At 42.2% G+C, this 24,260-nt stretch carries 22 protein-coding genes, 1 tRNA gene and 1 other RNA gene; 21 read left to right on the top strand and 3 right to left on the bottom strand.

All coding sequences use genetic code 11. The annotated features are described in order from the left end of the window. The first annotated feature begins 471 nt into the window (after positions 1–471). The 7 genes from SB775_RS03545 to SB775_RS03515 all read left to right on the top strand — a co-directional run bounded on the left by SB775_RS03545 (position 472) and on the right by SB775_RS03515 (position 7,255). On the top strand, positions 472–1,974 hold the full coding sequence (locus SB775_RS03545) for a tetratricopeptide repeat protein (protein WP_061465561.1): 1,503 nt from the start codon (positions 472–474) through the stop codon (positions 1,972–1,974). 102 nt (positions 1,975–2,076) lie between these two features. Continuing rightward, positions 2,077–3,024 (top strand): thioredoxin-disulfide reductase, encoded by a 948-nt coding sequence (gene trxB, locus SB775_RS03540; protein WP_089361942.1) that lies wholly within the window; start codon positions 2,077–2,079, stop codon positions 3,022–3,024. A 555-nt stretch (positions 3,025–3,579) separates the two neighbouring features. Further along, a complete protein-coding gene (locus tag SB775_RS03535) occupies positions 3,580–4,038 on the top strand; it encodes an NUDIX hydrolase (protein ID WP_061465559.1) in 459 nt (152 codons plus the stop codon). A 43-nt stretch (positions 4,039–4,081) separates the two neighbouring features. Then, positions 4,082–4,981 carry an RNase adapter RapZ gene (rapZ, locus tag SB775_RS03530; protein ID WP_061465558.1) on the top strand — a complete coding sequence of 300 codons (900 nt, stop codon included), beginning with the start codon at positions 4,082–4,084 and terminating at the stop codon, positions 4,979–4,981. Further along, positions 4,971–5,957: a gluconeogenesis factor YvcK family protein gene (locus tag SB775_RS03525; protein ID WP_061465557.1), complete on the top strand. Its 987-nt coding sequence runs from the start codon at positions 4,971–4,973 to the stop codon at positions 5,955–5,957. The genes rapZ and SB775_RS03525 overlap by 11 nt, the downstream gene beginning before the upstream one ends. A gap of 66 nt (positions 5,958–6,023) precedes the next feature. Beyond that, a complete protein-coding gene (whiA, locus tag SB775_RS03520; protein WP_061465556.1) occupies positions 6,024–6,977 on the top strand; it encodes a DNA-binding protein WhiA in 954 nt (317 codons plus the stop codon). Between the two features lie 20 nt (positions 6,978–6,997). Beyond that, on the top strand, positions 6,998–7,255 hold the full coding sequence (locus SB775_RS03515) for an HPr family phosphocarrier protein (RefSeq protein ID WP_061465555.1): 258 nt from the start codon (positions 6,998–7,000) through the stop codon (positions 7,253–7,255). Between the two features lie 111 nt (positions 7,256–7,366). Here SB775_RS03515 and clpP read toward each other — a convergent pair whose 3' ends face one another. Further along, positions 7,367–7,975, bottom strand: a complete 609-nt coding sequence (clpP, locus tag SB775_RS03510; RefSeq protein WP_089361941.1) for an ATP-dependent Clp endopeptidase proteolytic subunit ClpP — start codon at positions 7,973–7,975, stop codon at positions 7,367–7,369. A 288-nt stretch (positions 7,976–8,263) separates the two neighbouring features. Here clpP and SB775_RS03505 point away from each other — a divergent pair. The 9 genes from SB775_RS03505 to eno all read left to right on the top strand — a co-directional run bounded on the left by SB775_RS03505 (position 8,264) and on the right by eno (position 17,570). Then, positions 8,264–8,335: transfer RNA gene (locus SB775_RS03505), tRNA-Arg, on the top strand. 330 nt (positions 8,336–8,665) lie between these two features. Next, on the top strand, positions 8,666–10,003 hold the full coding sequence (rpoN, locus tag SB775_RS03500) for an RNA polymerase factor sigma-54 (RefSeq protein WP_250211725.1): 1,338 nt from the start codon (positions 8,666–8,668) through the stop codon (positions 10,001–10,003). A gap of 5 nt (positions 10,004–10,008) precedes the next feature. Next, positions 10,009–10,260: a glutaredoxin family protein gene (locus SB775_RS03495; RefSeq protein WP_410860542.1), complete on the top strand. Its 252-nt coding sequence runs from the start codon at positions 10,009–10,011 to the stop codon at positions 10,258–10,260. A gap of 140 nt (positions 10,261–10,400) precedes the next feature. Next, entirely contained in the window at positions 10,401–11,435 is a 1,035-nt protein-coding gene (locus SB775_RS03490; RefSeq protein WP_410860541.1) for a sugar-binding transcriptional regulator, read from the top strand. A gap of 32 nt (positions 11,436–11,467) precedes the next feature. After that, entirely contained in the window at positions 11,468–12,475 is a 1,008-nt protein-coding gene (gene gap / locus SB775_RS03485) for a type I glyceraldehyde-3-phosphate dehydrogenase (RefSeq protein WP_061465552.1), read from the top strand. Between the two features lie 248 nt (positions 12,476–12,723). Further along, complete coding sequence (locus SB775_RS03480; RefSeq protein WP_410860539.1) at positions 12,724–13,908, top strand: phosphoglycerate kinase; 1,185 nt, start codon at positions 12,724–12,726, stop codon at positions 13,906–13,908. A 45-nt stretch (positions 13,909–13,953) separates the two neighbouring features. After that, on the top strand, positions 13,954–14,715 hold the full coding sequence (tpiA, locus tag SB775_RS03475; RefSeq protein ID WP_061465550.1) for a triose-phosphate isomerase: 762 nt from the start codon (positions 13,954–13,956) through the stop codon (positions 14,713–14,715). Then, entirely contained in the window at positions 14,708–16,243 is a 1,536-nt protein-coding gene (gene gpmI / locus SB775_RS03470) for a 2,3-bisphosphoglycerate-independent phosphoglycerate mutase (RefSeq protein ID WP_410860538.1), read from the top strand. Before tpiA ends, gpmI begins: the two co-directional genes overlap by 8 nt. 31 nt (positions 16,244–16,274) lie before the next feature. Next, positions 16,275–17,570: a phosphopyruvate hydratase gene (eno, locus tag SB775_RS03465; protein ID WP_089361936.1), complete on the top strand. Its 1,296-nt coding sequence runs from the start codon at positions 16,275–16,277 to the stop codon at positions 17,568–17,570. Between the two features lie 368 nt (positions 17,571–17,938). Here the strand turns inward: eno and SB775_RS03460 are convergent, their stop codons facing one another. Both SB775_RS03460 and SB775_RS03455 read right to left on the bottom strand, forming a co-directional pair. After that, positions 17,939–18,763, bottom strand: coding sequence for a M15 family metallopeptidase (locus SB775_RS03460; RefSeq protein WP_061465547.1), 825 nt, complete (start codon positions 18,761–18,763; stop codon positions 17,939–17,941). A 55-nt stretch (positions 18,764–18,818) separates the two neighbouring features. Then, positions 18,819–19,361, bottom strand: a complete 543-nt coding sequence (locus tag SB775_RS03455) for a hypothetical protein (protein ID WP_410860536.1) — start codon at positions 19,359–19,361, stop codon at positions 18,819–18,821. 173 nt (positions 19,362–19,534) lie between these two features. On the opposite strand from SB775_RS03455, the gene secG reads away from it, so the two are divergent. The 5 genes from secG (at position 19,535) to ssrA (ending at position 24,070) form a co-directional block, all read left to right on the top strand. Beyond that, on the top strand, positions 19,535–19,768 hold the full coding sequence (secG, locus tag SB775_RS03450) for a preprotein translocase subunit SecG (protein WP_061465545.1): 234 nt from the start codon (positions 19,535–19,537) through the stop codon (positions 19,766–19,768). 132 nt (positions 19,769–19,900) lie between these two features. Further along, positions 19,901–20,647, top strand: coding sequence for an alpha/beta hydrolase (locus tag SB775_RS03445; RefSeq protein WP_089361933.1), 747 nt, complete (start codon positions 19,901–19,903; stop codon positions 20,645–20,647). Between the two features lie 33 nt (positions 20,648–20,680). After that, positions 20,681–23,050, top strand: coding sequence for a ribonuclease R (gene rnr / locus SB775_RS03440; protein WP_061465543.1), 2,370 nt, complete (start codon positions 20,681–20,683; stop codon positions 23,048–23,050). Between the two features lie 67 nt (positions 23,051–23,117). Further along, the gene (smpB, locus tag SB775_RS03435; RefSeq protein ID WP_057912049.1) at positions 23,118–23,585 is read left to right on the top strand and encodes an SsrA-binding protein SmpB; all 468 of its coding nucleotides are present in this window, start codon (positions 23,118–23,120) and stop codon (positions 23,583–23,585) included. Between the two features lie 123 nt (positions 23,586–23,708). After that, positions 23,709–24,070, top strand: a transfer-messenger RNA (tmRNA) gene (gene ssrA / locus SB775_RS03430). Positions 24,071–24,260 lie beyond the last annotated feature (190 nt).

The following is a 24,260-nucleotide window of genomic DNA, read 5'->3' as shown; positions in this document are numbered from 1 at the left end:
GATGAAAATCAACTTTGTCTTCAGTTTTTTTTGCTTGTTATTTGGACGTTGATTTCCGCTCAAGAAACTCGCCGCGGGCGGTCCGCCCTCGGCGCCATTGCGCCTGCAGGGTCTCCCCTAGACGGTGCTTTCCCCGCAGGAGTGTCGCACCTTCCTCTCCAATTAACTTTTTCTACATAACTTTGGTAGGAACCATATCTGAGATTTGAAGGTGTTGCTTTGTTCGGGAACATAATTGATGAAAGAGATATTTTCCAACCCCTTTTGTCTACTAACTGTGCCCTCCGTCAATAGGAGGGCTTTATTTGTATTAACGACTAATCTTGACTCCCCATTTGACTAGGAAGATACTTAAATTTTTTCTTAAAGAAAGCATGGGAATTTCTGTTTTCCATTTTCTTGAATTGTTCGGCAAATTTAGTCCAATATGTTATAATACTATGGTTAATCAACTTGTAGATGGAGGATTACATGAGTAAAGACTCTAAATTTGGACAACAGGCAAAAATTCTAACTTTTCACCCAACAGGTGAGTATTATTTCACCAAGGGTTTAAAAGCTTATCATAGACGTGAACTACCTAAATCAAAAAAATACCTGGAACGTGCGCTGGAACTTGAACCTGCAGAACCGATGATAGCCTGTCAATTGGCAATTACATGCTCGGAAATCGGTGAATATAATTATTCAAATAACCTCTTGGAAAACATCTTGGATGTGATGGATCCCTATATGTCGGAATGTCATTACTTCCTGGCAAATAATTATGCCCACTTAGGCATGTTCAAGGAGGCATACCGTCACGCCAGTGCTTATCTTGATAAAGAAGAAGACGGGGAGTTCAGCGATGACGCAGAAGATCTGCTTGAACTGATAACTTTTGAGTCGGATGAGTCAGAAGAAAATCCCTTTAAGCATGATGGGCTCATTACCAAACAGGAAAAAGCCCGCGAGTATCTGGAGTCAGGGAATTTCCCGAAGGCTATCGAAGTACTGAAAGAAACGATTGCCGAATACGAGGATTACTGGTCCGCTTATAATAACCTGGCACTTGCCTATTTCTATCTCGGCCAAGTAAATGAAGCCTTTGAAACACTGGATGGGGTACTGGAAAAAAGTCCGGGAAACCTGCATGCGCTTTGTAACCTTGTTGTTTTTCATCATTATCAACAGGATGAAGAGAAGGTTGAAGAGCTCATACAGATGCTGGAGAAAATTCGGCCGATGCTATCCGAACATCGTTTCAAGCTTGGAGCGACCTTCGCATTGATCGGAAATTACGCATCTGCATATAAATGGCTGAAAGTATTGCAAAAGCAGGGATTCGAGGGAGATGGGACCTTCTATTATTGGCTTACTATTTCCGCTTTCCACTTGGGTCATGAACAGGCTGCCAGAAAGGCATGGAAAAAGGTCGTGGAAATGAACCCTGAAAAGGAAGGCATGGAGCCATGGGGAGATATGAATGCGACTTCAGATGGTTTTGAACATCATTTTCCTTCTATTTTAAAAAGGCTGGAAAGCGAATTCATTGAGGAAAGGCTGTTTGCCATTTTCCTTCTGAAGCATTCCGTCCATAAACAGAAGCTACTGAAAAACCAGGTCCTAAACCTAAATCAGAATTTCACTGATTTGGAACGTGATTATGCAGATCTTGTGCAAGCTCCTGCTAAAGATCGCCAATTAACACCGATTGATTTTGCCGATCGCACAGCTGAGTTATTATATCAGCATTTCCAACCGATACAATTAGATGAAGCCGGACTCTATTTAATGTGGTTTTCCGTCTTTATCGAGGCGGTGAAATCCGAGCAGAAGCTAAACAATCCAGCAGGCTGGGCATCTGCGGTGGAGTACGTGTGGAATCAGCTTAAAAATGAGAAGGCAAGCAAACAGGCAATCGCGGACAAACATTTCATATCTGTGTCCACCTTATCGAAGTACGTAAAATTGGTTCAAACCCTTCTGGGGTGAGCATATATTTGGACGAAAAATTATTTGTTATATAGGATAATGGGTAGGGAACACTAACCGTAGTGAAGGTTCCATTGTAATGGAATATGGAGGAGTGAGAACATGTCTGAAAAAATTTATGACGTTGTTATTATTGGTGCTGGTCCTGCAGGGATGACGGCGGCTGTCTATACATCACGTGCGAACCTTTCAACATTGATGTTAGAACGCGGAGTACCTGGCGGGCAAATGGCCAATACAGAGGAAGTTGAAAATTATCCTGGTTTTGACACAATTCTCGGACCTGAACTTTCAACGAAAATGTTTGACCATGCAAAGAAATTCGGTGCGGAATATGCTTATGGGGACGTTAAGGAAATCATTGACGGTGAAGAGTATAAAACGATCAAAGCCGGTTCCAAGGAATTTAAAGCACGTTCAATCATTATTTCATCGGGTGCCGAATACAAGAAAATCGGTGTTCCTGGCGAAAAGGAATTGGGCGGCCGCGGTGTATCGTATTGTGCTGTTTGTGATGGTGCATTTTTCAAGCAAAAGGAACTGTTCGTTATCGGCGGCGGAGACTCTGCTGTTGAAGAGGGAGTGTACTTGACCCGTTTTGCCTCAAAAGTGACGATCGTCCACAGACGTGAAGAACTTCGTGCTCAAAAGATACTTCAAGATCGTGCATTTGCCAATGAGAAAATTAACTTCATCTGGAATCATACTTTGAAGGAAATCAATGAAAAAGGCGGTAAAGTCGGCGGTGTCACTTTAGTTTCCACTGTAAATGGAGAAGAGACAGTGATGGATGCAGACGGTGTATTCATTTATATCGGAATGCTTCCTCTAACTAAACCATTTGAGAACTTGGGCATCTTGAATGCTGCAGGCTATGTTGAAACGAATGATCGGATGGAGACACACGTCCCGGGTATTTTTGCAGCTGGTGACGTTCGTGAAAAAACATTGCGCCAAATCGTTACAGCTACAGGTGATGGAAGCATTGCTGCTCAATCCGCTCAGCATTATATTGAGGAACTTCAAGAAAAATTGCAACCAAAGGCTTGATTGCACAAAAGTTTCACACTTCGTAATTCGGTTTTAACGATGTTGTAACACGTGTGAAATAATGATTGTGTATAGTATGGGTAGAAAGTTGACCCCCTTTAATTATAAACGTTTGAGGACACAGATTAAGTATCTGTGTCCTTTTTTTGTGTGTCCTGCTTTAAGACTATATCTTTAGTGCCGATTTTTAGGTAAATTTTAATTGCTTGGAATGTGAAGTTAGGCATCTCTTTGAATTTAGGCAGGGAAAGTGGAGAAGAATAGGGGTTAAGCAGGAGATAAAGACTTACTCAGTGATTCCTTGAGAATGAATATTCCCCCAATGCAGGAAGTTTCCTTTATTGTTAGCTCATTTCAAAAATAGTATAATGATAAGATATACTAAACATATCTGTCAAAAGGTAATAAGATGTAAAATACAACTTGTTTGAACTATTAGCATTTGAGAATCGCCAAATGGATATCTAACGGCGGTTTAATGATATAAACTGAATCTCTTCAAGCAGAAGGGGGAAGGTTTCTATAGTCGAGCAGAGGCCAATTGAGGTGAAGAACGTGCAACGTGTCACAAACTGTGTATTGATTAAGGATGATCAAATCCTCTTATTGAAAAAACCTAGACGCGGATGGTGGGTAGCTCCAGGCGGCAAGATGGAGCCTGGGGAGTCTGTACGTGATGCTTGTATTAGAGAATATCGAGAAGAAACAGGAGTTTATTTGAAAAACCCTTCCATAAAAGGTATTTTTACCTTCATTATGAAGGACGGGGATAAAGTTTTGTCAGAGTGGATGATGTTCACTTTCTTTGCGACGGATTCAGATGGTGTCAATGTGGATGTTTGTGAAGAAGGGGAACTTAGCTGGCATCCGGTTGATGATGTTAAAAAGCTGAAAATGGCTGAGGGTGATTTTCATATTCTGGACTATATGGTCCATGGAAGTGGAATCATTTATGGAACGTTTACCTATACGCCTGAGTTTAAGTTACTCTCTTATCGATTGGATCCAGGTTAATATTCAATATAAAAAAGATTGCTATATATGGGGGCGGAGAACTATGAGTACAGGGGAGATTAATGAAACGCAATTGGTCATCATAACCGGAATGTCAGGAGCAGGTAAGACAGTGGCGGTTCAAAGTTTTGAAGACCTCGGCTTTTTTTGCGTCGATAATTTGCCGCCCACGCTATTGCCAAAGTTTTTGGAGTTAATGAAGGACTCCGGGAATAAGATGAATAAAGTGGCTCTTGTCATGGACTTGAGGGGGAGGGAGTTTTTTGATTCCTTATTTCTTGCACTGGATAAATTAACGGAATCAGCGGCAGTATCACCAAGAATCCTTTTTCTTGAAGCTGATGATGATTCCTTGGTACGCAGGTATAAGGAAACGAGAAGGACCCATCCCCTTGCTCCATTAGGCAGGCCATTGGAAGGCATTAAAATGGAACGGGAACTATTGGACGAACTAAAGGGAAGAGCTCAGCTGATCTTTAATACTTCACAACTGAAACCGCGCGAATTGAGGGAGAAAATCGCTTCGGAATTTTCTGCGGATAAATGTGTAGGTTTCACAGTCAATGTCATGTCCTTCGGGTTCAAGCATGGTCTGCCAATAGATGCCGACCTTGTGTTTGATGTACGTTTCCTGCCAAATCCATATTATATTGACCATATGAGGCCAAAGACTGGTTTGGAACAGGAAGTGTCGAGTTACGTTTTAAAATGGAGTGAGACTCAAAAGTTCTTGGAAAAGGTGACCGATCTGCTTGCCTTCATGCTTCCACATTATAAACGTGAAGGGAAAGCACAGCTTGTAGTTGCGATTGGGTGTACAGGCGGTCAGCATCGTTCTGTAGCATTGACGGAGTATATTTCAAACCACTTCAAAAAGGATTACAGCGTTCAAATATCTCATCGCGATATCGAAAAAAGTAAGGGGAAAGCAGATGTTAGATAATAAGAAACAACCTAAGGTTGTGATCATCGGAGGGGGAACCGGCCTTCCCGTTTTGTTAAGAGGTTTAAAGAAGCACCCAGTGGATATAACGGCGATCGTCACTGTAGCAGATGATGGCGGAAGTTCGGGTCGCCTTCGCGAGGACATGGATATCCCCGCGCCAGGTGATATTCGTAACGTTCTAGCAGCGTTATCGGATGTAGAGCCTCTTGTTGAACAAATGTTTCAACATCGCTTTCAGAGTAAAAATGAGCTATCCGGGCATTCGCTGGGGAATTTGATCCTGGCGGCAATGACCTCGTTGACCGGAGATTTTGTCCATGCTATCCAGGAAATGAGTAAATTCCTTAATGTCCGTGGTAAAGTGCTTCCGGCTGCCAACCAAAGTGTGGTTCTCCATGCGGAGATGGATGACGGAACGATTGTTACAGGAGAATCCAAGATCCCCTTTTCAGGAAAGAAAATAAAAAAAGTATTCCTGTCTCCTCAGCATATAAGGCCGCTCAGTGAAACTCTTCAGGAAATTAAGCATGCAGATCTTATTGTCATTGGTCCAGGAAGCTTATATACTAGCATTCTGCCTAACTTACTTGTCCCGGGCCTAGGGGAAGAAGTTGGCCGCTCCAAGGCTAAGAAGGTGTACATTTGCAATTTAATGACACAAGCCGGCGAGACGTTGGATTATAGCGCGAGCGATCATATAAAAGCTATATATGACCATATGGGAAATGCATATATTGACAGGATACTGGTTAATAATGAGGAAATACCGACTGAGATTCAGCAACGTTATCAAGCTGAATATGCCAAACCGGTCATGTATGATGTGGAAAGTTTAAAACGGATGGGTCTTGAAATCATACAAGAACGCATTTTCAGCTATGAAGGGAATGTAATACGCCATGACACGAAAAAAGTGGCGGATTTGCTTTATAATATGCTTGTAAATGAAACAAAAAGCCACATTGTTCCGTAGATATAAGCGGGGACGGTTTTTTGATTGATAAAATAGATTACCTGCGTTCGATTGGGGGTGAAATGGATGTCTTTTGCTTCAGAAACGAAAAAAGAGCTTACTACATTAGAGGGAAAGGATTGCTGCGGAAAAGCGGAATTGTGTGCGCTTATCCGGATGAACGGATCCCTTTCATTTTCTAATCGGAAGCTTGTCGTGGATATTCAAACTGAGAATGCTGCGATTGCCAGAAGGATTTATACGCTGCTGAAAAAAAGTTATGAGGTCCAGGTCGAGCTTTTGGTCCGTAAAAAGATGAAGCTTAAAAAAAATAATGTTTATATTGTCAGGATGTCATCTGGAGGGCAGCGGGTTTTAACCGATTTGGAAATTTTAGGCGACGGCTTTGAAATTCTCCATGCTATATCCGACACTATTGTTGGGAAGAAATGCTGTAAGCGTTCATACCTAAGAGGTGCATTCCTTGCGGGGGGATCGGTGAATAATCCGGAAACGTCTTCCTATCACCTTGAGATTTTCTCACTTTATAAAGAGCACAATGATGCCCTTTGTGAGCTAATGAATAAGTTTGGCTTGAAGGCCAAGACGCTTGAACGCAAAAAAGGGTACATCATTTATTTGAAAGAAGCCGAAAAGATAGCTGAGTTTTTAAGCATAGTCGGTGCCCATTCAGCGTTATTAAGATTCGAGGATGTACGGATTGTCCGTGATATGCGTAATTCAGTAAATCGACTTGTGAATTGTGAAACAGCCAATTTGAACAAAACGATTGGTGCCTCATTGCGCCAGGTTGAAAATATCCATTACATTGAGGATACGGTAGGACTAAGCATTTTACCGGATAAGCTTCGGGAAATTGCGGAGCTTAGGATAGCATTTCAGGATATAACCTTAAAGGAACTTGGAGAAATGGTATCAGGAGGAAACATCAGTAAGTCAGGGATTAATCACCGATTACGCAAGATTGATGAAATAGCTGACAGGCTCCGTGGGGGAGAGGCTATTGCTGCGAAAAAATAAAGCTAACAGGGGAGATCAAGATGGTGGAAAAACAAGTTGAAGTAAAACTGAAAACAGGTTTGCAAGCCCGGCCGGCCGCTCTTTTTGTACAAGAAGCTAACCGCTTTCATTCGGATGTTTTCCTTGAAAAAGAAGGAAAAAAAGTGAATGCAAAAAGTATCATGGGATTAATGAGCCTTGCCATCAGTTCTGGCGTGTCCGTTAAGTTAATCGTCGAAGGACGCGATGAAAAGGAAGCAATAGAGGCATTGGAAGAGTTCATTCAGCAAGAGGGGTAAAATAAGAGGATGCCAAAAGTGCATCCTTTTTTTTTATGATTTTTCACATTATGTGAAAAAAGGCTCCGAAAGTCGCTTAAGACGACTTTCGGAGCCTTTTGTATCATTTTTTTATTTAGAGTCTTTTTTGGCATCAAGAATGCTGCGCGTGATGACTTTGTCAATCAAGCCATATTCAAGAGCTCTTTCGGAAGTCATGAAGTTATCACGTTCCGTATCTCTTTGAAGGACTTCAATAGGTTGACCAGTACGTTCTGCCAAGATTTGGTTCAGCTTATCTTTCAAGTGAAGGATACGGCGGGCAGCAATTTCAATTTCCGTTGCTTGACCTTGGGCTCCTCCAAGTGGTTGGTGAATCATGACTTCACTGTTTGGCAACGCATAACGTTTGCCCTTTTCACCAGCGGCCAATAGGAATGCACCCATGGAAGCGGCCATACCGATGCATACAGTGGATACATCAGGTTTGATATACTGCATAGTATCGTAAATGGCCATACCGGAAGTGATGCTTCCACCAGGGCTGTTGATGTATAGAGTGATATCTTTTTCAGGATTTTCCGCTTCTAAAAATAGTAATTGAGCAACAATTGAGTTGGAAACATTATCGTCAATTCCACTTCCTAGCATAATGATCCGGTCTTTTAATAAACGGGAGTAAATATCGTAGGCACGCTCCCCACGACTTGTTTGTTCGATAACTGTAGGAATTAAATTCATGTTCATTTCCTCCTTCGATTAAGAGAATCATTTAAATTCTTTATGTATGTATGATACACTTTTTGGTCAATTTAGGTCAAACAAAACAAACCCTATAATGGATAATTTGTTCGACAATTTTCTGGCAAGTCCCCTTCCCGAATAGATTTATTTATAATTATGCCGCACAGGGATGAATTTCCACATTACCCATAATACCCAAAAGGTGAAGTTTTAAACCTGATAACCCTTGCAAAGGATGGGATTCTATCATATAATGAAGTCTGTCGAAAAAAGATTTTCTATTTCGCCCTCGTAGTGCAACGGATAGAACGCAAGCCTCCGAAGCTTGAAATGCAGGTTCGATTCCTGCCGAGGGCATTACCAATCTCCTGCTTAATAAAGTGGGGGATTTTTTATTGGTCAATTCAATTAGAAGGCATCAAATGGTTCCTTGCGATTTTTGATGGATTTACTCGATTTCCGTAAAATTCCGTCGAATCATGGTATTTCACTCCCTTGCCTCAGAATATTCGCCCCTACCATTGAAAAATGGTGATTTTCCAGTAAAAGTAGTTGTGAAAATCGCATTTCTGACATATAGTATTTAAAACAAATACACTATTCAGAAAAAAACGTAAGCGTTTTCATGGGTTTTTGTGTAGAATTTTCTCCTGATAATGTAAAATGGAGTGGGGGAGGGATGAATCGATGAGTATGAATATGAAAGCAGGACTTTTTCAACAGCAAACATTAAAGATGGCAATGACCCAGGAGCTTATGCAAGCAATTACATTGCTGCAATACTCCTCACAGGAGCTATCGGCATTCTTAGAAGATAAAATGGTGGAAAATCCATTACTGTCCCTAGATCAGCCAACATCTTCTTTATTTCAGCCAACCTTTGACCGAAAAAAGGGAAAACGGACTCTTAAAAATACGTATGATGCCAACTATTGGATTGAACAGATCAGTGAAGATACATTATCGCTTGAACAGCATGTCATGTCCCAGGTGAATCACCAGCAACTTTCCGGTGAGCAGCAGAAGGCGATGCTACTATTAATTCATAATCTTGATGAAAACGGTTACTTAAGGACTCAGCTGGAGGATATATGTGTTCCAGGCATATCTTCAGTCGTTTTGGAAGAGAGCCTTTCGATTTTACAGCAGCTTGAGCCGCATGGAATTGCAGCTAGGAATCTTCAAGAGTGCCTTTTACTTCAGGTAAAAGCAGAAGGGGTGAATTTGCTGGCAGAATCGATCATAGAAAATCATTTCCTTGATTTTGCTGAAAAGCGTTGGAAGGACTTAAGTAAGAAAATCGGTGTTACAATGAAGGAGATTCAAGAAGTCTTTGATTATGTCCAGACGTTGAACCCGCGTCCAGCTTCACTCTTTTTTCAGGAAAAACCTTCTTATATAGTGCCGGATGTCGTCGTGGAAGTTCGTGATGGGGTACTGCTTGTGGGGAATTATGATGGCAACTCACCAAATCTTAATGTGGATAAAGGGTATTTGAACCGAATGAAGAGCCATAAGGACCAGGGAGTGCAAAAGTTCATCCAGGATAAGTGGCAGGAATATCAATGGATCTCTAGAGGGATACAACAGAGAAAAGAAACGATATTGAAGGTTATTCAGTGCATCGTCGAAAAACAGCCGGCGTGCTTTCGTCATGGCCTTAACCATTTGAAGCCGATGACGATGAAAGAAGTCGCCGACGAGATTGGTATACATGAATCCACAGTTAGCCGGGCCGTTAAAGGAAAATACGTGCAGACACCATTTGGCACAATTGAGATGCGGATATTTTTCACTACTTCTTTACAGTCAGTCGGCCTTGATGAGGATATGTCGGGCATGCAAGCAAAAAAGGGCCTGCAGGCAGCCATCAATGGTGAAAATAAACAAAAGCCGCTTTCGGATCAAGATTTGGCAGAACGATTGAAAGTGGAACATGGAATTATACTGGCGCGCCGAACGGTCGCCAAATACCGGGAACAATTAGGGATCCCTTCTTCATCTAAACGAAAAAGATATGATTGAAAAGGATGAGTGGTTTGGAATCAAATGCGTTTGTTTTATATAGTAGGGAAAAATGCCCGTTATGTGATAAAGCCAAGCAGATACTTGAAGAAGTGAAATTCGAGTCAGGCATAGGGTATAAGGAAATTGATATCCATACCGATGATGCTTTGGTTGAGAAATTCGGATTGATGATCCCTGTTGTAGAATGGAAAGATGATATCGTTCAATTTGGAAATGTTGATAAATTAGCTCTAAATAGGCTTTTCGAAAAATAATTTTTCAAATCATTTGAAGAAACATTCCGTTCCTGCTAGAATAAAATATGTAGCAGGAATATTTTTTTTGGTGTAAGTGGGACAGAAAACGACTACGCGGGACATTATGTGTCCAACTTAACTATTTAGGAGTTTTAAATATGCGTACATTACTCGAGGTACAAAGAAAATTATTACCTGATTTCCTTATGGCTATGCAAAAAAGATATGATATCCTGCGTTATATCAAAATGATGCAGCCAGTTGGAAGGCGAAGTCTGGCCGTGAGCCTTAATTTGACTGAGCGGACGCTTAGAAGCGAGGTTGATTTTCTGAAAAGTCAGAACCTGATTAACATATTCAGTTCTGGTATGACGCTGACTGATGAAGGGGTTGAAATCCTGGATAAGTTAGAAGGAATAATGCGTGAAGTAATGGGTATAGACATAATGGAGCGGCAATTGCAGGATTTGTTACAAGTGGATGAGGTCATTATTGTCTCAGGAAATTGTGACGAAACCCCATGGGTGAAAAAAGAATTGGGTAAAGCTTGTGCAAACCGTATGAAACGAGAATGGAACTCAAAAAATATCATTGCGGTTACTGGTGGATCGACAATGGCCGAAGTGGCTAATTCGTTGTCACCTGATGAGGCTTCCAATAAATTGACATTTGTCCCAGCCCGCGGGGGAATTGGTGAAGCAGTGCAGAACCAGGCTAATACGATTGTCGAAAAAATGGCACAGAAGGTGCATGCCTCTTACAGAGTGTTATACGTACCCGATCAATTAAGCGGTGAGGTTTATGCTTCCTTCATGAAGGAACCTGCAATTAAAGAAGTGATTTCCCAAATCAAATCTGCCGATATGATCATTCATGGAATTGGTGATGCCATGGCGATGGCAGAGAGAAGAAATTCTTCGCCAGAAATGTTAAAGAAGCTGTTAGATGGAAATGCTGTAGGAGAAGCATTCGGTTATTACTACGATGAAAACGGAAAAGTTGTTCATAAGGTTTTGACAGTCGGAATCCAGTTAGATGATCTTAGCCCTGAAAAGCGAGTGATAACTGTGGCAGGTGGAAAAACTAAAGCTAAGGCTATCCGTTCTTACATGAAAGGCGCGCCTTCATCGACCGTTTTGATAACGGATGAAGCGGCAGCCCTAGAGTTAATTCAGGGGAATTACACCCCTTAATATATTTGCGAACTTAAAAGGAGGAATTTTTCATGGCAGTAAAAGTTGGAATTAATGGTTTTGGACGTATTGGACGTAATGTATTTCGTGCAGCATTGAGTAATCCTGAGGTAGAGATTGTGGCTATTAACGACTTAACGGATGCTAATATGTTAGCGCACCTTCTTCAATATGATTCAATTCATGGATCTCTTAATGAAAAAGTAACGGTTGATGGGGATTACCTTGTTGTTGATGGGCATAAAGTCAAAGTATTGGCTGAACGTGATCCTGCACAATTAGCATGGGGTGAACTGGGAGTAGAAGTAGTAGTTGAATCTACAGGACGTTTCACAAAACGTGCGGATGCTGCTAAACATTTAGAAGCTGGCGCGAAAAAAGTAATCATTTCGGCTCCTGCATCAGATGAAGACATCACAATCGTCATGGGTGTAAATGAAGAAAAATATGATGCAGCAAACCACCATGTAATCTCTAATGCTTCTTGTACAACGAACTGCTTAGCGCCATTTGCTAAAGTGCTTCAAGAACAATTCGGAATTAAACGCGGTATGATGACGACTGTTCACTCATATACAAATGATCAGCAAATCCTTGATTTGCCTCATAAAGATTATCGCCGTGCCCGGGCAGCGGCTGAGAATATCATTCCTACAACTACTGGGGCAGCAAAAGCTGTTGCACTTGTCCTTCCTGAACTTAAAGGGAAATTGAATGGTATGGCAATGCGTGTACCTACTCCAAACGTATCTGTTGTCGACCTTGTTGCAGAGCTTGAAAAAGACGTAACGGCTGAAGAAGTGAATGCAGCATTTAAAAAGGCTTCAGAAGGCGAACTAAAAGGAATTCTTGAGTACAGCGAACTTCCGCTAGTATCAGGTGACTATAACGGTAACCCAGCATCATCTACAATTGATGCCCTTTCCACAATGGTAATGGAAGGAAACATGGTTAAAGTATTATCTTGGTATGATAATGAAACAGGATATTCTAGCCGTGTTGTTGATTTAATCAACTATTTGGCTAAAAAAGGATTGTAATTAGAATAATAAAAAAAACCTCACCAAAGTGAGGTTTTTTTTATCACACCTCTAAAAAAACTTGGCAGAAGATGATATTATAAGTTAGTCATTAATCAGTCAAGCGTTTACATTTCTTGTTTTTGGATAATTTCCTTTAAACCGACTATAATGAAAAAGAGAAAAGGGGAGTTGGGATATTTACCCTCTCCCTTTTTGATTAAAAGAATCAAAAATATGAAAACAATATCTAAGGAGGTTCTTGGATTATGAATAAAAAGTCGATTAGAGATATTGAGTTAAAGGGGAAACGCGTATTTTGCCGTGTTGATTTCAACGTGCCGATGCAGGACGGAAAGATTTCGGATGATACGAGAATCAAAGCTGCACTGCCGACGATTTCCTATCTGACGGAACAAGGCGCTAAAGTCATTTTAGCCAGCCACCTTGGCCGTCCTAAAGGACAAGTCGTTGAAGAATTACGTTTAGCTCCTGTTGCGGAAAGACTAAGTGAACTTAGTGGCAAAGATGTGCAAAATGCTCAAGAAGCTTATGGTGAGTCCGTTCAATCAATCATTGATAACATGGAAAATGGTGAGATCTTGTTGTTGGAGAACGTTCGTTTCTACCCGGGGGAAGAGAAGAACGATCAAGAATTGGCGAAGTCATTTGCTGCACTGGCGGATGTTTATGTAAATGATGCATTCGGAGCTGCACACCGTGCACATGCGTCAACTGAAGGGATAGCACACCATCTTCCAGCTGTTGCCGGATTACTGATGGAAAAGGAACTTTCTGTGCTGGGAAAAGCCCTATCCAACCCAGAACGCCCTTTTACAGCTATAATTGGCGGAGCAAAAGTAAAGGATAAGATAGGCGTCATCGAAAACCTTTTGGAAAATGTCGATCACTTGATTATTGGTGGTGGACTAGGTTATACATTTATTAAAGCACAAGGTCATGAAATCGGTAATTCTTTATTGGAAGAAGACAAAATAGAATTGGCCAAATCTTTCATCGAAAGTGCAAAGGAAAAAGGCGTAAAATTGCATTTGCCTATTGATGCAGTTGTAGCAGCTGAATTCTCACCTGATGCAGAATCAGAGAATGTTGATATCGATGCTATTCCAAATGATAAAATGGCTTTGGATATCGGTCCAAAAACTAGTGAATTATTTGCGGATGTAATTAAAAGTTCCAAGCTTGTCATATGGAATGGACCGATGGGTGTATTCGAGTTCGATAAGTTTGCAAATGGAACGAGAACGGTTGCTGAAGCATTGGCGGAAGCAAAAGGTACGTACAGTATTGTAGGCGGAGGCGATTCAGCCGCAGCTGCTGAAAAGTTTGGTTTAGCAGAAAAGATGTCCCATATTTCAACTGGCGGCGGTGCATCTCTTGAGTTCATGGAAGGCAAAGAATTGCCTGGCGTTATGGCCTTGAACGATAAATAAGCGTTAACCGTTACATAATTCAACTTTAGAAGGGATGAGAAACAAATGCGTAAACCGATTATTGCAGGAAACTGGAAAATGAATAAAACACTATCTGAAGCGACTGCCTTTTTAGAAGAAGTGAGTAATCTGATTCCGAAGCAAGATTTAATCGATACGGTTGTATGTGCTCCAGCTTTGTTTCTGGATCAACTGGTTAAAGCAGCAAAAGGAACCGATGTGAAAATCGGGGCGCAGAACATGCACTTTGAAGAAAGTGGTGCTTTCACAGGAGAAATCAGTCCAATCGCTTTAGCTGATCTGGGTGTATCCTATGTAATTCTTGGCCATTCCGAACGCCGGGAAATGTTCAACGAAACGGATGAAGGCGTTAATAAAAAAGCGCATGCCGCTTTTGCACATCAGTTAACCCCTATCGTTTGTTGCGGTGAAACACTTGAGCAAAGGGAAGCGGGCGAAACGAATGATTTCGTTGGAAGCCAGATTGAAAATGGCTTGGCGGGATTATCTGAAGATCAATTAAAACAAACCGTCATTGCCTATGAGCCTATTTGGGCGATTGGAACAGGGAAATCGTCTTCTGCTCAAGATGCAAATGAAGTTTGTGCACATATTCGCTCAGTTGTGGCTGACAAGTTTTCAAATGAAGCGGCTGCAGCCATCCGGATTCAGTACGGTGGCAGTGTAAAACCTGAGAATATTAAAGAGTACATGGCACAGCCTGATATTGACGGTGCGTTGGTAGGCGGGGCAAGCTTGAAAACCGATTCCTTTTTACAATTGCTGGAGGCTGGTCACTATGAGTAAGTCGCCTGTGGCACTTATCATCTTAGACGGTTTTGGCTGCCGTAGCGAAGAAAAAGGAAATGCTGTTTTTCATGCGAAAAAACCGAACTTTGACCGTTATTGGGAACAGTATCCGCATTCCCATTTAACTGCAAGCGGGGAAGCTGTCGGTTTGCCTGCCGGTCAAATGGGGAACTCCGAAGTGGGGCATTTGAATATTGGGGCAGGACGGGTCGTTTATCAAAGTCTTACACGTGTGAACCTGGCAATCCGTGAAGGTGAGTTTGCAGAAAATCCAACTTTGATCGATGCCATGAGCCATACCAAGAAAAAGGGCACGGACCTTCACCTTTTCGGCCTTCTTTCAGATGGCGGCGTACACAGTCATATTGAACATATGTATGCCCTGCTGAAATTGGCCGCAAAAGAAGGAGTTAAAAATGTATATGTACATGCATTTTTAGATGGACGTGATGTCGGACCGAAAACGGCGCAAGGTTATATTAAGGAAGCGGAAGCGAAAATGAAGGAAATCGGTGTCGGTCAGTTTGCGACCATTTCCGGAAGATATTATTCGATGGACCGTGATAAACGGTGGGAACGTGTGGAGAAATCCTACCGTTCGATGGTGTATGGTGATGGACCTGCTTACTCTTCAGCTATGGAATGTGTCGAGGACTCCTACGAACATGGCATTTTTGACGAGTTCGTGATACCTTCAGTCATAACGGCGGAAGACGGTAAACCGGTGGCAACGATTAAAGATGATGATGCCGTTATCTTTTATAACTTCCGTCCAGACCGGGCGATCCAGATTTCCAATACGTTCACGAATGAGGACTTTCGCTCATTTGACCGCGGTCCTGGACATCCGTTGCACCTCCATTTTGTATGCTTGACACATTTTTCAGAAACAGTTGACGGATATGTTGCTTTTAAGCCGACAAATCTTGATAATACATTAGGGGAAGTACTTTCCCAAAACCAGCTTACCCAGCTTCGTATCGCTGAAACTGAAAAATACCCGCATGTGACGTTTTTCATGAGCGGCGGACGTGAAGAGAAGTTTCCTGGTGAAGAGAGGATTTTAATTAATTCTCCGAAAGTCGCTACATATGATTTACAACCGGAAATGAGTGCTTATGAAGTGACGGATGCATTAGTGGAACAAATTGAGGCTGACCGTTTCGATGCGATCCTTCTGAATTTCGCCAACCCGGACATGGTTGGTCATTCAGGGATGCTTGAGCCTACCATTAAAGCGATTGAAACGGTGGATGAATGCCTAGGCAGGATTGTCGATTTAATCGTCTCAAAAGGCGGTACAGCAATCATTACAGCTGATCATGGCAATGCCGATGAAGTCGTAACGCTTGAAGGCGACCCCATGACAGCCCATACAACGAATCCCGTGCCTGTCATTATCACTAAAAATCAGGTAACATTAAGAACAGGTGGTATCCTAGGTGATTTAGCTCCAACGATGCTTGATTTGCTTGGAGTCGAAAAACCTGTTGAAATGACAGGGAAATCCCTATTATCTAAATAAAAATTGTGAATTGGAAAAGGAGAGATTTATAATGCCGTACATCGAACATGTATATGCACGCGAAGTGCTTGATTCCCGTGGTAATCCAACAGTAGAAGTAGAAATCCAAACAGAGTCCGGATATTTCGGACGTGCAATCGTACCATCAGGTGCTTCCACAGGAGAACACGAAGCGGTTGAGCTTCGTGACGGAGATAAATCTCGTTACCTGGGTAAAGGGGTACAAAAAGCAGTTGATAATGTAAATGAAATCATTGCTGACGCTGTCATTGGTTTGGATGTAACGAACCAAGCAGGCCTTGACCTTACTATGATTGAATTGGATGGTACTGAAAACAAAGGAAACTTGGGAGCTAATGCAATTCTTGGTGTATCAATGGCTGCTGCCCATGCCGCTGCTGAATTTTCAGGTTTACCATTGTATCGTTATCTTGGAGGATTCAATGCGAAACAACTTCCGACTCCAATGATGAACATCATTAACGGCGGATCACATGCCGATAACAATGTTGACTTCCAGGAATTCATGATCCTTCCTGTAGGTGCCCCTAGCTTCAAAGAAGCCGTTCGTATGGGTGCTGAAGTATTCCATGCATTGAAGTCAGTCCTTTCTGCTAAAGGCTTGAATACGGCTGTTGGCGATGAAGGCGGCTTTGCTCCAAACCTTGGATCAAACCGTGAAGCGCTACAAGTCATCATCGAGGCAATTGAAAAAGCAGGCTATAAAGCAGGCGAAGATATCTACCTTGGTATGGACGTAGCTTCATCTGAATTCTATAACAAAGAAACAGGCAAATATGATCTTGCAGGCGAAGGCCGCAATGGCGTTACATCCGAAGAAATGGTCGCTTTCTATGAAGAGCTAGTGAATGAGTTCCCGATTCTTTCCATCGAAGACGGCTTGGATGAAAATGACTGGGATGGCCACAAACTTCTAACTGAACGCATTGGTTCTAAAGTTCAATTAGTGGGTGACGATTTATTCGTAACGAACACGAAAAAATTGGCTGAAGGCATCGAAAAAGGCATCGGCAACTCGATCCTGATCAAAGTGAACCAAATTGGTACACTTACTGAAACGTTTGATGCAATCGAAATGGCGAAGCGCGCAGGCTACACTGCAGTCGTTTCCCACCGTTCAGGTGAAACGGAAGATGCAACAATCGCTGACATCGCCGTTGCAACAAACGCAGGCCAAATCAAAACGGGTTCCATGTCCCGTACAGACCGTATCGCTAAATACAACCAACTTCTTCGCATCGAAGACCAGCTTGGTGACTTGGCTGTATATGGCGGCTTGAAATCTTTCTATAACTTGAAGAAGTAATTATCTTGAATTCCGCTTCTGACTAGAAGCGGATGGGTTCATTATAATAATTTCTTTTAACCTCCTATTCAATGTGGCAATCCACAGTTGAATAGGAGGTTTTCTATGTTTATGAGGGGGGAAGTGTGCATTCAATATGGGGCAGTCCTATTTGTTACCAAAACCTTATGAAGTCAGCGAAAGTGACTATGAAAGTACAGTCGCTTCCGATTCATTTCGAACGGTTATCAAACCTTAAAGTCAATGCTTCATTAAGATGGGCTTGTTACAGCTTAGACATGATTCCAGGTGGATTCAAGCCCATTTAATCAAACGTTTGATTAATAAAATCCAAGACAAAAAAAGGTGCCGCATATGGGCACCTTTTCTTATTTATTCGATACAGCTTTCACTGGCACGGCATTATAGTATTCTTCCAATGTACTCTTCGTTTCGGAAATTTCAGTTGCGGCTTCGACACCAACATAGCGGATGTGCCATGGTTCGTATTTATAGCCTGTGATGTTTTCCTTGCCTTCTGGATAGCGGATGATAAATCCGTATTCATGGGCATGCTCGGCAAGCCAGGTCGCTTCATTCGTGTCACCGAAGCAGTCTTGGGCAGCACATGCGCCGTCGTGGGTCGTTACATCAATCGCGAGACCCGTTTCATGCTCGCTTGTCCCAGGCATTGCACTGTAGGTTCTCGCTTTTTCTTCCCCGTCCTTAGCCACATAGTTATTAAAGACCGCGATTTGTGTTTGATGTGAACGGTATGCGGAAACACCGGCAAAGTGCATGTTTTCTTTTTCGGCAGCCTGGAACAATTTTTCAAGAGCCTTTCCCGCTTCTTTGCGCATCATTCTTTTTTCAATTTTATCTTGAAAGATGAAATCCACTTTTGGGTAGATAAGGTCCTCAGGTTTGTAATCTTCCGGCAGGCTGTATTGTTTATTGACAAGTACAGGTATGCTTTCCGGGTTGGCTAATGTCTGAAGGCCAGCCTGTGCGGGTTTAACCGTTTCATCAACTTCCACCTGGCGTTGGGCCGATTCATTTGAATCATTATTCTTATCAGTTTCTGTCTCCTTATCCTGGGAGCTCGGTTGTTCTTCTTTTGGCTCTTTTTTATCATCGCTGGTCAGGTCGAATGAACAGCCAGCCATCAGAATGAAAGATGATAGAGCGGTTGCTGCAAATATAGGTTTTAACATATGAAAGGCCCCTTGCTTTTAATATAAGATTTCCAATAGAAATAGTTTTGAAAGATTATCGTGATAAGTAATCCCTTGTTAATTCACTTTGATATTTATCAAGAAATAAGCCAATCCAGACCACCATCAACAAAAAAGGATAATCATTACGGATTGCGGTTTCCAAGACAGGATCAGACCAAAAGTGCGAAAGGAAACCAGATGACATCCTGATTGTCTCAAATGTGACAAGGGCGTGCAGCGATAACCAAAGAATCGTAAGGGTATTGGTCCCAAACCCGATCACCGCTGCTATGATGCTCAGCAAGACGGCTGCTGCCCCAATCAGGAGGACATGGAAGCTTGATTGGAAAAAGTCGATACCGCTATTGGAAAGTCCATTATAAATAATAGCAGTAAAATAAACGGTTGTCGTGATATATGCAGCAAATAATAAGTATCGATTTCCATGATACTTTGCCAGCAGCAATAGAGGCGGTGATAGGATGATTAATAGGACACTTATAAGATTGCTTCCGCCTGTCCATAAAGAATAACCGGCAAACGCCGAGAATAGGATGGTCAGGAGATCAAGAATCCGAAGTATGGACTTAAACATGGTGACACCTCTTTCTCTTTATGCAAATTATCTCAAACTTTGTTTCAAAAAGAAAATAAACGACTATGGATTTAGGAATTCTTACCATTATAGTATAACAAAGATTGTGGATATTTAGTGGGTGTGGTAAAGTTAAAGTAATTGTTTATTGGTTCTTCAGGAGGTGTAATTGCATGCATGCATTTCTCATAACGCTTTTAGTGATTGTCAGTATCGCCCTCATTGTGACTGTATTGCTTCAATCAGGTAAAAGTGCAGGTTTATCAGGTGCGATTGCCGGCGGTGCCGAGCAGCTATTCGGAAAGCAAAAGGCACGCGGTTTGGACCTAGTTTTACATCGGGCAACGGTAGTATTGGCCATTTTATTCTTTGCTTTAACTTTACTTGTTGCATTCTTTGATGTGTAATGGATCAAAAATGAGTCTAGCTAAATAGCTAGGCTTTTTTCTTTGCACAATAGTCGCATGAATAGATATAGTGATTTTAGTACTTAATTATAGGATAGGGAATTCTATTTACCGATAAAGGAGTTTAAAATCATGAAAATCAAGCTGCAGCAGCCCTTTACTTTTAAAGGCGGAAAAAGAGCTGTTTTACTTTTACATGGATTTACGGGGAATTCCGCAGATGTGCGGATGCTTGGCCGTTACTTGGAGAAACAGGGATACACCTGCCATGCCCCGCATTATAAAGGACATGGCGTTCCGCCAGAGGAGTTAGTGAAAACGGGTCCAACAGATTGGTGGAAAGATGTCATGATGGCCTACGATTTTCTTAAAAGCGAAGGCCATGAAGAAATTGCTGTTGCCGGACTCTCATTAGGAGGCGTATTTTCTCTGAAATTAGGTTACACTGTACCTATAAAGGGTATCGTAACAATGTGTGCGCCTATGTATATCAAAAGTGAAGAAATGATGTATAAAGGAGTATTGGAGTACGCTAGAGAATTTAAGAAGTACGAAGGGAAAACTCAAGAGCAAATAGAGCTTGAAATGGACCTTCTTGCCGAAAAGCCCATGAATACATTGAAAGCCCTTCAGGAATTGATAACGGATGTACGAGAGCACGTCGACCTTATTTACGCGCCGACATTTGTCGTGCAGGGCCGGCATGATGATGTTATCAATCCCAAAAGTGCCGATATTATTATTGATGCCATTGAATCACCTGTCAAACAAATCAAGTGGTATGAAGAATCCGGTCATGTCATAACTCTTGATAAAGAACGAAACCAATTGCATGAAGATGTATTTGAATTTTTAGAAAGCCTGGATTGGTCCGAATAACAAAATTATCATACCCTGAATAGGAGGGTTTTTATGGAAGATAACATTCAAGAACATATTAATAAGCTGCTGACGTACATGACGGATGAAGCATATAAGCCGTTAACCGTACAAGAACTGGAAGAGGCTTTGAAAATCGAAGACTCGGCAGATTTCAAGAATTTCGTTAAGGCTTTAGTTAAGATGGAAGAAAAGGGATTGGTGGTCAGAACGAGAAGCAATCGTTACGGCCTGCCGCAAAAAATGAATTTGTTCCGCGGTAAATTAACGGGACATGCAAAGGGATTCGCTTTTGTTACACCTGAAGATAACCCAGGTATGGATGATATTTTCATTCCGCCAAATGAAACGGGTACAGCGATGCATGGAGATGTCGTCATGGTACGAGTATCTTCGGAAACATCCGGCTCAAGACAAGAAGGCACGGTCATCAGAATACTTGAACGCGGAATTACACAAGTGGTCGGTACATACTCGGAAAGTAAAAGTTTTGGTTTCGTCATCCCTGATGATAAAAAGATTGCAAACGATATCTTCATTCCACAGCATGCTTCCCATGGAGCGGTAGAGGGACATAAGGTTGTCGTCAAGCTGACTTCTTATCCTGAAGGACGTGTAAGTGCAGAAGGCGAAGTCATTGAGATTCTTGGGCATAAGAATGACCCTGGTGTGGATATTCTTTCCGTGATCCATAAATATGGCTTGCCGATGGAGTTCCCGGATGACGTCATGGAGCAAGCCAATGCCGTTTCGGATACCATTCAAGAAAGTGAAATTGGCAGTCGCAGGGATTTGCGGAATGATGTTTTGGTCACGATTGATGGAGCGGATGCAAAGGACCTGGATGATGCCGTCACTGTTTCCAAACTTGAAAATGGCAATTATAAGCTTGGTGTCCATATTGCTGATGTCAGCCATTATGTGACGGAAGGTTCGCCAATCGATAAGGAAGCCTTAGAAAGAGGGACGAGCGTTTATTTGGTTGACAGGGTCATCCCGATGATCCCGCATCGTTTATCGAATGGCATTTGTTCCTTGAACCCACAAGTCGACCGTTTTACACTTTCTTGTGAAATGGAAATCACGCCAAATGGTGAAGTTGTCAACCATGAGATTTTCGAAAGTGTCATTAAGACGACTGAACGTATGACATATGGCAATGTGAACAAAATCCTTGTGGATAAGGATGAAGAACAACTCGAACGCTATGAGGCTTTGGTTCCGATGTTCCAGGACATGGAGAAGTTGGCGGCCATCCTTCGTAAAAATCGGATGAACCGCGGTGCAATCGACTTTGATTTCAATGAAGCGAGAGTTATCGTTGATGAAGAGGGACATCCGACTGATGTGGTTTTACGTGAAAGGTCGGTTGCGGAAAAGCTGATTGAAGAGTTCATGCTTGCGGCCAACGAAACCGTTGCTGAGCATTTCAACCGTCTTGACGTTCCGTTCATTTACCGTATTCATGAAGATCCCAAGCCGGAAAAACTGCAGCGTTTCTTTGAATTCATTACGAACTTCGGATATATTGTACGGGGGTCAGCCAATGACGTTCATCCTAAAGCGTTACAGGAAATCATTGAGGCGGTTGCAGGTAAACCGGAAGAAACGGTCATATCCACCGTCATGCTTCGTTCCATGCAACAAGCCAAATATGACCCGGAGAGCTTAGGTCACTTTGGTTTATCAGCTGAGTTTTATACACATTTCACATCACCGATTCGCCGTTACCCGGATTTGATCGTGCACAGGTTGATCAGGACCTACTTGGTGGAAGGTAAACTCGATGAAGCTACGAAGGAGAAATGGAATGCCATTTTACCTGAAATTGCCGATCATACATCGAAACGTGAACGTCGCTCAGTCGATGCTGAACGGGAAACGGATGATTTGAAGAAAGCAGAATATATGCTTGATAAAATCGGCGAAGAATATACCGGTATCATTGGTTCGGTTACGAATTTCGGGATGTTCGTCGAGTTGCCGAACACCATTGAAGGACTTGTCCATGTCAGCTTTATGACGGATGATTATTACCGCTTCGATGAGCGTCAGCTTGCAATGATCGGGGAACGTACCGGTAATGTGTTCCGGATTGGCGATGAGATCGACGTACGTGTTTCCAACGTCAATAAAGAGGAACGCGCCATCGATTTTGAAATTATCGGCATGAAGGTAAGCCGCCCGCGTCCATCTGGCGAGAAGAAAATATTCAAAGCCAATTCAGGTGAACGCAAACGGGGCCGCGGTGGCAATGGGGGACGTAACGAAGGTAAAGGCGGCGGCCGCGGAGGCAGCCGTAATGGAGATTCGCCTTCTTCCGAGAGAAAACCGAAAAAGAAGAAAAAATTCTTTGAAAATGCGCCAGCTGCCAAGCGCAAGAGAAAACCAAAAAAGAGATAAAGATTGAGGGGGGGGATGATCATTTCATCCTCTCGCCGCGATTGGATGTAAAAAAGGGGAGAGTTAGATGCCAAAAGGCTCAGGTAAACAACTAGCACAAAATAAAAAAGCTTATCATGATTTCTTTATTGAACAAACGTTTGAAGCAGGTATCGTTTTGAAAGGGACGGAAATCAAGGCAATCCGTGCGGCCCGAGTGAATTTGAAGGATGCCTTTGCTAAAATAGAAAATGGTGAAATCTATCTTCATAATATGCATGTCAGTCCATATGAGCAGGGAAACCAGTTTAACCATGACCCGTTGCGGACACGAAAGCTTCTTTTGCATAAGAAAGAAATCAGTAAACTGATCGGTGAAACAAAGGAAACAGGTTACACCATCGTCCCGTTGAAAATGTATTTAAAGAATGGCTTTGCCAAAGTTTTAATCGGACTTGGAAAAGGGAAGAAACAATATGACAAGCGTGATGACCTGAAGAAGAAGGAAGCGAAACGCGATATTGAACGTGCTTTCCGTGATCGGCAGAAGATGTAGAACTGCCAAGACCTTACAATTGCTTTTTTGAACCAATCTGTTATAATTAATCCTGTACCGATGACAATTGAATATCAGCCAACTTGCTGACTATTCTTCTCTCGTACGCTCCATTTCTATCATGGGGACGTTACGGATTCGACAGGGATAGTTCGAGCTTAAGTTGCGAGTCGAGGGGATCGGCCTCGTTAAAACGTCAACGCCTATAACTGGCAAACAAAACAACAACCTAGCTTTCGCTGCTTAATAACAGTCGATAGCTGTTCCTCCCTCCATGGCCCACGTGGTAGGGTAAGGGACTCACTCTAAGTGGGATACGCCGGAATCCACCGTCTGAGGATGAAGGAAGAGACCAATCAGACTAGCTGCTCTGCCGCCTGTCGATAGGCTAATGAGTTCGCGAAATGCGAATATATCGACTACACTCGTAGAAGCTTAAGTGCCGTTATGTCTGGACGTGGGTTCGACTCCCACCGTCTCCACCAATACATATATTGGTGGTTTTTTATTTGTCTTCTTTTTAGTTGTTTTTGTCGAAAAATCGATAAATCGTATAATTCGCAGATAAATCAGGAGTTTTCGCAGATATATCTCCATTTTCGCAGATATATTCCCGATTTCGCAGATAAATTGTACAATCGATATCATTTAAAGGAATATTTCCTACTGTTATAG

Source organism: Peribacillus sp. SIMBA_075, from assembly GCF_046534585.1.
This window is presented reverse-complemented; position numbering and strand designations above follow the sequence as displayed.

What these genes read in the sequence shown, in the direction of transcription:
- SB775_RS03545 (WP_061465561.1), top strand. Translation starts at nt 472, where the DNA reads ATGAGTAAAGACTCTAAATTTGGACAACAGGCAAAAATTCTAACTTTT.
- trxB (WP_089361942.1), top strand. Translation starts at nt 2,077, where the DNA reads ATGTCTGAAAAAATTTATGACGTTGTTATTATTGGTGCTGGTCCTGCA.
- rapZ (WP_061465558.1), top strand. Translation starts at nt 4,082, where the DNA reads ATGAGTACAGGGGAGATTAATGAAACGCAATTGGTCATCATAACCGGA.
- SB775_RS03525 (WP_061465557.1), top strand. Translation starts at nt 4,971, where the DNA reads ATGTTAGATAATAAGAAACAACCTAAGGTTGTGATCATCGGAGGGGGA.
- whiA (WP_061465556.1), top strand. Translation starts at nt 6,024, where the DNA reads ATGTCTTTTGCTTCAGAAACGAAAAAAGAGCTTACTACATTAGAGGGA.
- SB775_RS03515 (WP_061465555.1), top strand. Translation starts at nt 6,998, where the DNA reads ATGGTGGAAAAACAAGTTGAAGTAAAACTGAAAACAGGTTTGCAAGCC.
- clpP (WP_089361941.1), bottom strand. Translation starts at nt 7,975, where the DNA reads ATGAATTTAATTCCTACAGTTATCGAACAAACAAGTCGTGGGGAGCGT.
- rpoN (WP_250211725.1), top strand. Translation starts at nt 8,666, where the DNA reads ATGAGTATGAATATGAAAGCAGGACTTTTTCAACAGCAAACATTAAAG.
- SB775_RS03495 (WP_410860542.1), top strand. Translation starts at nt 10,009, where the DNA reads ATGAGTGGTTTGGAATCAAATGCGTTTGTTTTATATAGTAGGGAAAAA.
- SB775_RS03490 (WP_410860541.1), top strand. Translation starts at nt 10,401, where the DNA reads ATGCGTACATTACTCGAGGTACAAAGAAAATTATTACCTGATTTCCTT.
- gap (WP_061465552.1), top strand. Translation starts at nt 11,468, where the DNA reads ATGGCAGTAAAAGTTGGAATTAATGGTTTTGGACGTATTGGACGTAAT.
- SB775_RS03480 (WP_410860539.1), top strand. Translation starts at nt 12,724, where the DNA reads ATGAATAAAAAGTCGATTAGAGATATTGAGTTAAAGGGGAAACGCGTA.
- tpiA (WP_061465550.1), top strand. Translation starts at nt 13,954, where the DNA reads ATGCGTAAACCGATTATTGCAGGAAACTGGAAAATGAATAAAACACTA.
- gpmI (WP_410860538.1), top strand. Translation starts at nt 14,708, where the DNA reads ATGAGTAAGTCGCCTGTGGCACTTATCATCTTAGACGGTTTTGGCTGC.
- eno (WP_089361936.1), top strand. Translation starts at nt 16,275, where the DNA reads ATGCCGTACATCGAACATGTATATGCACGCGAAGTGCTTGATTCCCGT.
- SB775_RS03460 (WP_061465547.1), bottom strand. Translation starts at nt 18,763, where the DNA reads ATGTTAAAACCTATATTTGCAGCAACCGCTCTATCATCTTTCATTCTG.
- SB775_RS03455 (WP_410860536.1), bottom strand. Translation starts at nt 19,361, where the DNA reads ATGTTTAAGTCCATACTTCGGATTCTTGATCTCCTGACCATCCTATTC.
- secG (WP_061465545.1), top strand. Translation starts at nt 19,535, where the DNA reads ATGCATGCATTTCTCATAACGCTTTTAGTGATTGTCAGTATCGCCCTC.
- SB775_RS03445 (WP_089361933.1), top strand. Translation starts at nt 19,901, where the DNA reads ATGAAAATCAAGCTGCAGCAGCCCTTTACTTTTAAAGGCGGAAAAAGA.
- rnr (WP_061465543.1), top strand. Translation starts at nt 20,681, where the DNA reads ATGGAAGATAACATTCAAGAACATATTAATAAGCTGCTGACGTACATG.
- smpB (WP_057912049.1), top strand. Translation starts at nt 23,118, where the DNA reads ATGCCAAAAGGCTCAGGTAAACAACTAGCACAAAATAAAAAAGCTTAT.